The organism is [Phormidium] sp. LEGE 05292 (assembly GCF_015207735.1).
Lineage (GTDB): Bacteria > Cyanobacteriota > Cyanobacteriia > Cyanobacteriales > Aerosakkonemataceae > Floridanema.
In genome coordinates, this window is the sequence record NZ_JADEWG010000153.1 from 1 (window position 1) to 14,399 (window position 14,399).

1 protein-coding gene is annotated in these 14,399 nt (G+C 43.4%); it reads right to left on the bottom strand.

The features are described from left to right. Positions 1-14,399, bottom strand: a 14,399-nt coding sequence (locus tag IQ264_RS26885) for a non-ribosomal peptide synthase/polyketide synthase (RefSeq protein ID WP_193984698.1), incomplete at both ends; no start/stop codon positions are given.

Here is a 14,399-nt window from a genome sequence, read left to right on the forward strand (position 1 = left end):
CTATCCCCCTACCCCTAACCCCTCCATGTGTTTGAGTATTGTTCCATAGAGTTAATATCTGTTGTTGTTCTTCTTGAGAAAGAAGAGAATGCAACTCGTAGCGTTCTTGCGGCTGATTCACCATTGCCGCAATAGCATTAAAATAGTATTCACCAATCCGATTAGCTTGCTCTCTCGCTAACTTTAAGGGATCGTAATTAATCCTTAAAAACACCTCAGATGAGCCTGGATTCACACTAAATTGAGCCACAACAGTAAAGTTAGTTTCTTCAAAAAACTTTCCACCTAGAACTTCTAAATTATCCAGTCCGATCACCTGTTCATAAACATGGAAATGGGTGAAGTTAAACGCCGTTTCAAACAAAGGTTCACCACCCAAACTTCTCTGGATTTCGGCAAGTGGATAGCGACGGTGTGGTAACAGTTCTCGTTCCGCTGCGAACACTTGTTGCACTAAGTCTATCCAAGTTCCTCCAGTTAATTGCAAACGGAATGGCAAAGTATTGAGGAAAAGTCCCAAGACTCGCTCACCATCACTTTGTTCGGGTCGTCCATTGCTGACTAATCCCGTTAGCACATCTTCGTTACCACCTAACAGATTTAACACTCGTAAATGAGCAGCTAAGAGCACGCTTTTTAGTGGTACTTCTGCCGACTGTGCGAATCCTTTCAAGGAAGCACAAATTTCGGGGGAGAGGGGTACATCAGTCACGCCAACATTTTGAACATTGGTGTTAGTTGACTCGGAAATTTTGCGAGGTAAGGGGGTGAAAGTACGATCGCGCAACTTTTCATTCCAGTAACTCTGGCACTCCTCTGAGGCTAAAGCTTGTGCTTCCAACGCCACAAAATCTCGGAATTCAACACTTAATGGTGTTGAGTTTAACTCAATTGGTTCGCCTAAATGTGATAAGTAAAGCTTGAGCAGTTCACTCATCATCGAAGCCACACTCCAACCATCCAAAATGGCGTGGTGGAAGCTCAAAGTTAGATTAAATGTTTCCTCTGTCCGACGATGAACAAATAAGCGTAATAAGGGAGGATTAGTCCAGTCAAAATGCTGTTTCTTTTCGGCTTCAAACCAAGCAGTTAAGGCTTCTTCTTGCTCAGAATGATTTAAATTACACCAATCTTCTACAAGCAAGGGAACTTCTACTTGCTGATGAACTAGTTGCAAGGGAATACTATACTTACTTAGTTCAAAGGAAGTTCGTAGTACAGCATGGCGATCGACTAAATCTTGCAATGCTCTCTTTAAACATTGAACATCAAACCTAGTTTTCAGATAGAAGCTGAAAATGTCGTGATAGATGCCACTATCTTTGCTGTATTCACTGTGGAAAAGCATTCCCATTTGCAGTTTTGCCAGAGGATAAGCATCTTCCACACCATCAGGTAACTGTTGTTTATCTACTTCCGAAATCAGACTAAATGGTTGGGTTAATTCTAATTTTTCGATTTCAATTTCTTGGGTTTTCAGTTCTTCGAGTAACTCATGAATCGTTTGATGTTGGAATAACTGTATCAGCGAAAAACTTAACCCTTGTGCTTTAGCAAGAGCTAGTACTTGAATGCTGCGGATCGAATCCCCACCTAAAGCAAAGAAGTTATCATTAATACCTACTTGTTCTACACCGAGAACATCCGCCCAGACAGCCACTAAGATTTTTTCTTCTGGTGTGTTCGGCGCGACAAAGGCATTTTCAAGCTCTGGTCTGGCGCTCTCAGGTGCTTTTAATGCACTGCGGTCTAGTTTACCGTTGGCTGTCAGTGGTAAAGCATCTAGGTGTACAAAAGCACTTGGCACCATGTAATCTGGCAGAAAATCTTTCAGAAAACGACGTAGTTCGGCTGTGCTGGGAGATTGTTCTTCCTTGGGAATTACGTAAGCGACGAGACGTTTATCCCCAGGCGAGTCCTCTCTTACCACTACCACACTTTCCCTGACGGCTGGGTGAGAAGCCAGTAATGCTTCGATTTCGCCCAATTCGATGCGGAAGCCGCGAATTTTCACTTGTTGGTCAATGCGCCCTAAATACTCTAAGTCGCCATTTGGTAAATAACGAGCTAAGTCCCCTGTTTTATAGAGTCGCGCATTTGGATGGTGGCTAAATCGATCGCCAATAAACCGTTCTGTTGTCAGTTCATCTCGATTCAGATAGCCGCGTGTCACCCCCGCACCACCAACATACATCTCGCCGGGAACTCCTACTGGTACTGGCTGTAAATGTTGGTCGAGGACATATACTTGTAAGTCGGGAATTGCACGACCAATTACACTGGCACTCGCATTCACATCAGCCATACTTAACGGACGATAGGTAACATGGACGGTGGTTTCTGTAATCCCGTACATATTGACTAACTGGGGTATTTGGTCGCCATAACGCTCAAACCAAGGTTGCAAATTCTTGGGTTCTAAGGCTTCTCCACCGAAAATTACCAGGCGTAAACTCAAATCGCCTTCTGTTTCTGTGGTTTGTGCAGCGGGAATTAACTGGCGGAATGCCGAAGGTGTTTGATTGAGAACTGTGACTTTCTCTTCTACTAATAATTTGTAGAAGGATTCGGGCGATCGTGTCACCAAGTACGGCACTACTACTAGTTTTCCACCATAGAGCAATGCTCCCCAAATTTCCCACACGGAGAAGTCAAAAGCATAAGAGTGGAATAATGTCCAGACATCTTGCTCATTGAACCCATACCAATCGTTAGTTGCGGCAAACAGACGCACCACATTTGAGTGGTTGACTAACACGCCTTTGGGCTGACCTGTAGAACCAGAAGTGTAGATGATGTATGCTAGGTTGCTCGGTGTTGCAGTGTTTTGCGGGTTTGACTGGCTATGTTGAGTAATGGTTTCCCACTCGCTGTCTAAGTAAATAACACGCCCTTGATACTGGGGTAATTTCTCATTTAGATGCTGTTGACTGAGCAGAACAGAAATTTGAGCATCTGACAGAATAAAGCTTAAGCGGTCTTGGGGATAGGTTGGGTCGAGGGGAACATAAGCACCACCTGCTTTGAGGATACCAAGTATTCCCACGATCATATCAAGAGAACGTTCTACACAAATCCCCACTAGCACATCTGCACCCACACCTTCATAGCGCAAATAATGTGCTAACTGATTCGCTTTTTCATTCAATTCTGAGTAAGTCAATTGTTGAAAATCAAACACCACTGCTACGGCATCTGGTGTTTTTAATACCTGTTCTTCAAACAACTGATGCAGACATTTATCAACTGGATAATCAGTTTGAGTATTGTTCCATTCGGTTAATAACTGTTGCTGTTCCGATGAAGTTAATATCGGTAGTTGGGAAATTGGCGTTTGCGGATTGGCGGCTATGGCTTCTAGTAGTGTGACAAAATGACCTGTCATGCGCTCAATGGTACTGCCATCAAATAAGTCGGTGTTGTACTCCCACCAGCCCATAAGTCCATCTGGGGTACTTTCCATTGAGAGAGTTATATCAAATTTGGCGATCGCCCGATCGATCTCTACTGGTGTTAGGGTTAACCCACTAAGTTCTAACTCGGACACAGGTGCATTCTGGAGGACAAACATCACCTGGAACAGTGGTGTATGGCTTAGATCCCGTTCCAGTTGCAATGCTTCCACCAGCATCTCAAACGGTAAATCCTGATGGGTGTATGCTCCTAGAGATACCTCGCGCACTCGATCGAGCAGTTGAGCAAAACTGGGATTATTTGATAAATCTGTCCTGAGTACTAAAGTATTGACAAAAAAGCCAATTAACCCTTCGATTTCACTTTTGTTCCGGTTGGCAATGGGTGAACCGACGACAATATCTGTTTGTCCGCTGTAGCGGTAGAGTAAGGTATTAAACGCTGCCAACAGGGTCATAAACAAAGTGACTCCTTGTTCTTGACTTAGTTGGTTTAATTTCTCGCTTAGTTGAGCAGACAATGCAAATTGTTGATGTGCGCCGACAAAGGTTTGTTTCGCTTTTCTCTTGCGATCGGTCGGCAGTGTAAGAAAAGCTGGTGCGCCAGTTAGTTGATTTTGCCAGTAACTTAATTGGCTTTGCAATACTTCACCTTGCAACCAATTTCTTTGCCATAAGGCAAAGTCAGTGTATTGAATTGGTAGAGGAGTTAATGGTGAGAGCAGACCTTGAGCATAAGCATTGTATAGCGCCGTTAGTTCTTCCACAAAAACACCGATCGACCAACCATCAGAAACTATGTGGTGCATACATATCAACAAGATATGTTCGGTTTCTGACAGCGTGACTAATGTGGATCTGAGTAAGCAATCATTTGCTAAATTAAATGGTTGATTCGCTTGTTGTTGTACTAATTCGGCTGCGGCAATTTCTGATTCGCTTTCTGACAAATGTTTGAAGTCAACAACAGATAATTTCCCGTTAGTTTGTTCATGAATGATTTGATTCGCTTGCCCATCAACGGTAATAAAATTAGTGCGTAATGCTTCATGACGCTGGACAATTTCTTTTAAGCTTTGTTCTAGGGCGGTTACTTCGAGATTTCCCTCTAGACGCAATGCGGCTGCGATGTTGTATAAAGAGCTATTGGGTTCAAACTGGTCGATAAACCACAACCTTGTTTGGGCATAAGACAGAGGTAAGTCGTTATTGTTGTCTCGTTTGACAAGCGGTGGCGCACTAAGCTGTAAATTTTGTTGCTGTAACTGCCCAATTATCGAAGCTAATTCGGCTATAGTGGGTCCGTTAAACAAACTCCTTAGTGGCAATTCTATTTGCAAGTGGCTGCGGATGCGGGAAATCAGTTGAGTGGCGAGTAAGGAGTGTCCTCCTATTTCAAAGAAGTTGTCGTAAATCCCAACTTGATTGAGGTTGAGGATTTGTCCCCACAAGTGAGTCAGGATTTCTTCTACTGGGGTGCGGGGGGCTTGATACTTGTCTGATGCTTCAGTCTGTAAGTCTGGCGTGGGTAGGGCGCGACGATCGACTTTGCCGTTAGGTGTTAAGGGCAAGGTTTCCAGTAGCACAAACGCACTCGGCACCATGTACTCTGGCAACTTCGCTTTCAAGTATTGTCGCAGTTGATCGATCGTCGGTTTCTTTGCAGTTTCGGTGGTAATGTAAGCAACTAAACGTTTATCTCCCGGAATATCCTCACGCGCTATCACGACAGCGGCTTGGACTTCAGGATATTGACTTAAAACTGCTTCGATTTCGCCCAATTCAATGCGTAAACCGCGAATTTTTACTTGATTGTCAATCCGTCCCAGGTATTCAATGTTGCCATCAGGCAAGTAACGGGCTAAATCTCCAGTTTTATATAATTTTGACGGTACAGACGTTGTATACAACGTCTCTACAGCTTCGTTTTTTGAGTTGTCAAAAGGATTGGGGATGAACTTTTCTGTTGTTAATTCTGGACGGTTGAGGTAGCCTGTGGCTAATCCTACACCGCCAATGTGCAATTCTCCTGGGACTCCGATGGGTACTGGTTGCAGAGATCGATCGAGAATGTATATTTGGGTATTGGCAATTGGTTTTCCGATCGGCACTGTGTCCAGTTGAATTTGTCGATCGCATTCCCAGTATGTCACATCGATCGCGGCTTCTGTCGGGCCATACAGGTTGTGTAATTCACACCCTAAGCGATCGAAGAATTTGGTTTGCAAGTCCACACCCAACGCTTCCCCACTACAAATCACGCGCCGCAAACTCTCACATAATGCTAAGTTTGGACTCTCCAAAAAGACTTGCAGCATCGAAGGCACAAAATGCAAGGTAGTCACCTGCGACTTCGCAATCAGATTCACCAAATATTCAGAATCCCGATGTCCGCCTGGTTTAGCAACTACTAAACGGCTACCATTAAGCAGAGTCCAGAAGAATTCCCACACTGAGACATCAAAGCTAAAGGGCGTTTTTTGCAACACGACATCATCAGTTGTCAATTGGTATGCTTCTTGCATCCACAACAGACGATTGCAAATCCCCTTGTGGGTATTCATTGCACCTTTGGGCTGACCTGTGGAACCAGAGGTATAAATGATATAAGCCAAGTTTTCTGGTTGCACGTTCAGGGTCAGATTTTCCTGATTCAACTCCTGAATCGCTTGCCAGTCGCTATCCAGACAAAAGATTTGGGCGTTATGTTCGGGTAGAGAGTCGAGTAATTTTTGTTGCGTCAACAGCACTCCCACAGATGAGTCAGCGAGCATAAAGCGTAAACGCTCAGAAGGATATTCTGGATCTAGGGGAACATAAGCGCCACCCGCTTTGAGAATCCCCAAAAGTCCGACTACCATCTCTAGGGAACGTTCGACACAAATCCCCACTGGCACATCTGCACTCACACCTAAAGAGCGCAAATAATGGGCTAATTGATTCGATCGAGAATTCAATTCCGAATAAGTCAGTTGTTGATTCTCAAATACTACTGCGACTGTTTCTGGTGTCTTTAATACCTGTTCTTCAAACAACTGATGTATACATTTATCAGTTGGATAATCAATTTTGGTATTGTTCCATTCAGTTAATATCTGCTGTTGTTCCGATGCAGTTAACATTGGTAATTGGGAAATTGGTGTTTCGGGATTGGCGACAATTGCTTCTAGCAGAGTGACAAAATGACCTAACATCCGGCTGATTGCGCCATCATCAAAACGCTTCGTATCATAGCTCACCTTCAGAAACAATTGTTCGCTTGGCCCTACTAAAAGTGTTAAAGGATAATTCGTATGTTCGATCGCTCGGAAATTAGAGAACGAAAAGTTACTATTGTCTTCTAAAAGATCGCTATCAATTGGATAATTCTCAAACACCACAATGCTATCGAACAGAGAAGTACCTCTAGGTACATTACTAAATCCCTGAATCTCCACCAAGGAACTATAAGAAAATTGTTCCGACTCTACAAGTTGCGCTTGTAAATCCTTTAACAATCCCAAAAGTTTAGTGTTTTGGCTGAATCGAACACGCATCGATAAGGTGTTAATAAATAACCCTACCATCGACTCAACTCCATTAATCACAGGCGGACGACCTGAAACAGTCGCGCCAAACACTACATCAGACTCTTGAGAATAGCGAGACAGCAACAAAGCCCAAGTTGCCTGCACCAAATTAGAAAGCGTTAATTGATGTTCTCGGACAAAAGAATTAGCCTTTGCTGTTGCTGATAAACTTAACTCAATATGTTGTTCCCCATAACTAGCCGAGCCTTTTTCCCGATGCGATAAAGGTCGATCGACCATCAAAGGAGTTGGCGCACTAAAATTGGCAAGTTTTTCTTGCCAAAAAGCTTGAGATTGAGCCACATCTTGTTGTTGTAGCCAAGCAATATAGTGTCGGTAGTTGAGTAAGGATTGACGCTCTAAAGTTTTGCCATTCAAAATAACTTGATAGAAATCCCAGAGGTCTTTTAACACCAAAGGTAAAGACCAACCATCTAGCAATATATGATGAAAACTCCAAACAAATTGGTAAGTATTCTCCTGAGTTTGTATCAGATATAAACGCATTAATGGCGCTGGCGAAAATGAGAAACCTTGCTTGCGATCGGATTCAAGAAATTCCTCTAATTGCTGTTGCTGCTCCACCGCAGATAAATTGCGCCAATCATAAGTGGCGATATTAACATTAACTTGTCGAAAGACAACTTGCACTGGTTGATCTAAAGATTCCCAGACAAAGGCGGTGCGGAAAATTGAATGCTGGGCTACTACTTGTTGCCAAGCTTGCTCAAACGCTGACACATTTAAATTTCCGGTAATAGAGAAAGTCATTTGCTCAAAATATACTCCTGATTCGGGAGCATACAAACTTTCAAATAACATCCCCTGTTGCATTGGCGATAAGGGATAAATATCCTCAATATTTTGCCAATTAGTTGTTCCTTGTTCGGTTGTGAGTGTTGAAGTTGCTAAAACGCGATCGAGTTCTATTTGACTCAGTTTTACTAAGGGAAAATCACTCGGAGTATAACCACCATTTTCTGGCAATAAACAATGAGTAATTAGCTTTCTAAGCAAAGCAATAAATTCTTGGGCAATCTGCTCAATGGTACTTTGCTGATGGATCTGAGTGCTGTATATCCAATCTATGTGCAACTGTTCGTTAGTAATTATGGCGTTAATATCGAGTAAATTAGAACGTTTTCCTTGTAAACTTTGGTAATTTCCACTCGATTCATTTGCCAATTGCAGCAGCGAAGTTTGATTGAGGACTTGGCTAAATTGACCTAGATAATTAAAGCTAATTTCTGCTTTTTCTCTGGTTTCAAGTTGGTTTTGGATATCTCGATCGCCAGATAAATAACGCAAGAGTCCGTAGCCAATTCCTTTATTAGGAATCTGGCGTAATTGTTCTTTAACTGATTTTAAAGTTTCGCCCAGATTATCTGTTGTTTCCAGGAAGATCGACACTGGGAAAATTGTGGTAAACCATCCTACTGTCCGGGATAAATCTACACCCTCAATAATCTCTTCCCGTCCATGACCTTCTAAGTTGAATAACACCGTTTTGGAATTTGTCCATTTGCTTAAAACCAAGACTAAAGCTGTTAATAAGACATCATTAATTTGAGTTTTATATGCTTTGGGGACATCTTGTAAGAGTGCTTGAGTCTCTGCTTCATTTAACGACACAGAGATATAGTTAGCCGAAGCAACTAAGTTCTCTCCTCCGGGATAGTCTACAGGAATGCGAGAAACTGAAGCGTAATCGGACAACCAATAAGATAATTCGGATTTTAAAACTTCCTGAGCGTATTCTTGCAAATGTTTTGCCCAATCTTGGAAGGAGGTAGTTTTTGGTGGTAATCCAATTGGTTGACCTTGACTTAATTGCTGGTAAGCTGTCTGCAAGTCTTCTAACAATATCCGCCAAGAAACTCCATCGACTACTAAATGGTGAATTACTATTAGTAATCTTCCTTTTTGGTTTTCTCCTAATTTGAAATAGGCGACTTGCACGAGATTTTCTGCCAAATTTAAACTGATTTGTAAGGAGTTGGCAGTGTTTTCAATAGTAACGGCAATATCACTTTCAGGGAGACTTGATAAGTCGAAACAGGATATAGCAATGTTATCGTTTGGCGTGGCGTGAATCTGTTTCCAACCGGATTCGGTTTGGGTAAAACGTAAGCGCAACGCATCATGATGAATTAGTAATTGTTGCCAGATTGGTTTTAATAATTCCGGCTGGAAATGGGATGGTACTGTGAATAGAAATGCTTGATTAAAGTGGTGTGGTTCAACCCAGTTTTGCTCCAAAAACCACTGTTGAATTGGTGTTAATTCTACTTGACCTGTGACTAATTCTTGAGAAATTTCAATTGCTTTAGTTGTCCCGGCGACTGCGGCTAATTCGGCAATTGTTTGATTAGTAAATAGTTGTTTGACACTAAAGTCTAATCCTGCTTGTCTGGCTTTGGTGATGATTTGAATGCTCAAGATGGAATCGCCACCGAGTTGAAAGAAGTTGTCGTGGATGCCGATTTGTTCTACTCCCAAGACTTGTTGCCAAATAGTGAAGAGTGTTTCTTCATTTGGGGTACGAGGCGCAACTACAGTGTTTTCGATTCCTAAACGGGATTCTGGGATAGGTAGGGATTTGCGATCGATCTTCCCATTTGGTGTTAAGGGCAGCGTTTCCAGCAGCACGAAAGCACTCGGCACCATGTAATCTGGTAACTTCGCTTTTAGGTATGACCGTAGTTCGTTAATTGTGGGTGTGGCTTCGGCTTGGGGTAAGATGTAAGCCACGAGGCGTTTAGTCCCTGGAATATCCTCACGTTCGCGCCAGCGTGCCGTAGGCGTAGCAATAACTACAGATGTTTGTACTTGGGGATGTTGATTGAGCAGAGTTTCGATTTCGCCCAATTCAATGCGGAAGCCACGAATTTTTACTTGATTGTCAATCCGTCCCAGGTATTCGATGTTGCCATCGGGTAAATAGCGCACTAAATCCCCGGTTTTGTAGAGTAGAGAATTTGGTTCATTGTCAAAGGGATTGGCGATGAACTTCTCATTAGTTAATTCTGGGCGATTGAGGTAGCCTCGTGCTAATCCCGCACCACCGATGTGTAATTCTCCTGGTACACCTACTGGGACAGGTTGCAAGTTTTGGTCTAACAAATAGATTTGGGTATTGGCAATTGGGCGACCAATGGGGACAGTTGTCGCACTTTGGGGTAAGTCCTCTATCAAGTACCAAGACGAAAAGGTAGTATTTTCTGTAGGCCCATAGACGTGAAGCAGTTGTTGCGGCGCACCAGACTTGAGCACCTCTCGTACCCAGAAGGGATCTACTGCTTCACCGCCAAATAGTAGGTATCTTAAACCGCTAAAGACTTGTGGCACTAAATTGGCTAACTGATTGAATAAGGCGGTGGTTAAGAATAGGATGCCGATCTGGTTTTCCCGCAAAGTTACCGCAAATTCTGGTGGCGACAGCAAGACCGATTTATTGATAATGACTAATTTGGCTCCGTTGAGCAATGCTCCCCAAATTTCAAAGGTTGCTGCATCAAAAGCAATATTGGACGCTTGAGCAATCCGGTCATCAGCTGTTAACTGGATGTAGTTGGTATTTTTAACTAGCCGATTCACAGCCTGATGATTAACAACGACTCCCTTGGGAGTTCCTGTTGAACCAGAGGTATATATTACATAAGCTAGGTTTTCCGAACTAACTGTATTGTTGAGATTCTCCTGACTTGCTTGGTTAATGCTTTGCCAGTCGCTATCTAAGCAGATGACTTGTGCTTGATGTTTGGGAAGAGATGCGACTAATTTCTCTTGGGTTAAGAGAACTTTCACCCCTGTATCGGTGAGCATAAAGCTTAAGCGGTCTTGGGGATATTCTGGATCGATCGGAACATAAGCTCCACCCGCTTTAATAATGCCCAGTATTCCCACGAGCATTTCGATCGATCGTTCTACACAAATCCCCACGAGCACATCTGCACCTACACCTAGAGAGCGCAAATAATGTGCTAACTGATTCGCCCTTGCATTCAATTCTCGGTAAGTCAGTTGTTGATTTTCAAACACTACTGCTACCGATTGGGGTGTCTTTTCTACCTGTTCTTCAAACAATTGATGCAGACATTTATCAGCTGGATAATCAGTTTGAGTATTGTTCCACTGGGTTAACAGTTGATGTTGTTCAACTGTGGTTAACATTGGTATTTGGGAAATTGGCGTTTCGGGATTGGCGACAATGCCCTCTAGCAGTGTGACAAAATGACCTGTCATCCGCTCAATGGTAGTGCCATCGAACAAGTCGGTGTTGTATTCCCACAACCCCACTAGTCCATCTGGGGTACTTTCCATTGCTAAAGTTAAATCATATTTGGCGATCGCACTTTCCAGATCTAGCAGACTTAGGGTTAACCCACCCAGTTCTAAATCGGACACAGGTGCATTCTGGAGAACAAACATCACTTGAAATAGTGGTGTATGACCCAGATCCCGTTCCGGTTGCAAAGCTTCCACCAGCATCTCAAACGGCAAATCCTGATGGGTGTATGCTCCGAGCGCCACCTCGCGCACTCGATCAAGCAGTTGGGCAAAACTGGGATTATTTGATAAATCTGTCCGCAAAACTAAAGTGTTGATGAAAAAGCCAATTAACCCTTCGATTTCACTTTTGTTGCGGTTGGCAATGGGTGAACCGACGACAATATCTGTTTGTCCACTGTAGCGGTAGAGTAAAGTATCAAACGTTGCCAACAGCGTCATAAACAGAGTTACTCCCTGTTCTTGACTTAGTTGGTTTAATTTCTCGGTTAGTTCCGCAGACAGGGTAAACTGTTGATGTGCGCCCACAAAGGTTTGCACTGCTGGTCTGGAGCGGTCTGTGGGCAGTGATAGTAAAGCTGGTGCTAAGTATAGTTGATTTTGCCAGTAACTTAATTGGCTTTGCAACACTTCACCTTGCAACCAATTTCTTTGCCAGATGGCAAAATCAGTATATTGAATTGGTAGCGGACTTAAAGGTGAGGGTTGACCTTGAACATAAGCATTGTACAGTGCCGTTAGTTCTTCCACAAAAACACCGATCGACCAACCATCAGAAACTATGTGGTGCATACATATCAATAAGATATGTTCGGTTTCTGACAGCGTGACTAATGTGGTTCTGAGTAAGCAATCATTTGCTAGGTCAAATGGTGCATTGGCTTGTTGTTGTAGTAATTGTTCTATCGTTGATAAATTTTTTCCATCTACGATCGATAAAGTCCAATTCGTTTCTCTGTGAATGATTTGTGCAGGTTGCCCATCAACTGTCAGGAAATTGGTGCGTAATGCCTCATGACGCTGGACAATTTCTCGAAAGCTTTGTTCTAAGGCGGCTACGTCCAAGCTTCCCACCAAACGTAATGCGGCTGGGATGTTGTATAAGGAACTATTCGGTTGAAACTGGTCAATAAACCACAACCGCGTTTGGGCATAAGACAGGGGTAAATCGTTATCGTTGTCTCGTTTGACGATCGGAGGCGCACTAAGCTGTAAATTTTGTTGCTGTAACTGTTGAATAATTGGTGCTAATTCTGCAACTGTGGGTGCGCCAAACAGACTCCTTAGTGGCAGTTCTATTTGGAAGTGGCTGCGGATGCGGGAAATCAGTTGGGTAGCGAGTAAGGAGTGTCCCCCTAGTTCAAAGAAGTTGTCGTGAATCCCAACTTGATTTAGTTTGAGTATTTGTCCCCACAGGTAAGTGAGAATTTCTTCTATGGGTGTGCGAGGTGCTTGATACTTGTCTTGTTGAGTCTGAAAATCGGGTAAGGGGAGGGCGCGACGATCGAGTTTACCACTCGGAGTCAGAGGGAGAACTTCGAGAATCACAAAAGCACTTGGCACCATGTACTCTGGTAACTTCGATTTCATGTATTGCCGCAATTCGTTGCTTGTTGGTGTCGCTGACGGTTGTGGTGTGATGTAAGCAACTAGGCGTTTGTCTCCGGGTGTGTCTTCTCGGACAATTACCGCAGCCGCTTGAACTTGGGGATGTTGGCTTAATACTGCTTCGATTTCGCCCAACTCAATACGGAAACCCCGAATTTTTACTTGATTATCAATCCGTCCCAAGTATTCAATGTTGCCATCGGGTAAATAGCGAGCTAAGTCCCCTGTTTTGTAGAGGCGAGAATTTGAAAATAAGTCTTCTTTCGCTCCCCTGCTCAAGAGCTCCCCTGCTCCCCTGCTTGTTTTCAGGGGATTGGCAATAAACTTATCATTAGTTAATTCTGGTCGGTTCAGGTAGCCTCTGGCTAGGGAAACACCGCCTATGTGCAATTCTCCTGGGACTCCGATCGGTACTGGCTGGAGATGGCTGTCTAGGATATAGATTTGGCTGTTGGCTATGGGGCGACCGATCGGTGGCAGTAAAGGCCAATTTTCTCCTGTCTGATTTAGGGTATAACTGGTAACTACGTGACTTTCCGATGGCCCATAATGATTGTGCAAAGTGCAGTTACTTAGCTGATGCAACCACTGGGTAATTGCTGGTGTCATTTGTAACTGTTCCCCAGCCGTGATGATTTCTTTCAGACATACAGTTGATTGGTTTCCCGTAGCTACTTCTGCTAGCTGTTGTAAGCCGACAAAGGGGAGAAACAGTCTTTCTACTCCTTGTTCTGAGAGTAAATTTAATAAAGCTACAGGTTCTTTGCGTAATTGTTCGCTAATCAACACTAATGTCCCACCATCACACCAAGTGGAGAACATTTCTTGGCAGGAAACATCAAAGCTAATCGGTGCAAATTGTAGGGTTTTGCTTCCAGGAGAAATGGTGCTATTTTCTACTTGCCAAAGGATCAGATTCACTAGGGGTAGATGATTCATGGCTACGCCTTTGGGTTGTCCTGTGGAACCAGAGGTATAAATTACATAAGCTAAGTTTTCTGGTTGGACATCACAAATCAGATTGGTTGGACTGTGCTGCGAAATCACTGTCCAGTCAGTATCTAAGCCAACTAAGTGTGTGCGTTGTGTAGGTAGAGACGTTGTATACAACGTCTCTACGAATTGTTGTTGTGTCAGCAGTACTCTAACTTGTGAGTCATCAAGCATAAAGCTTAGACGCTCAGAAGGATATTCTGGATCTAGGGGAACGTAAGCTCCTCCAGCTTTGAGAATACCAAGTATTCCCACAACCATTTCGATCGATCTTTCCACACAAATCCCGACGGGCACATCTGCACCCACACCCAAAGAACGCAAATAATTTGCTAATTGATTCGATCGATCGTTCAATTCTCGGTAAGTCAGTTGTTGATTCTCAAATACTACTGCTACTGCTAGTGGTGTTTTCTCTACTTGTTGTTCAAATAACTGATGCAGACAGAAAGAAGGTGTTAGGTGATAGGGGTTGGGTGTTAGGGAATGATTTTCTTCCCTATCCCCTATCCCCCGACCCCTAACC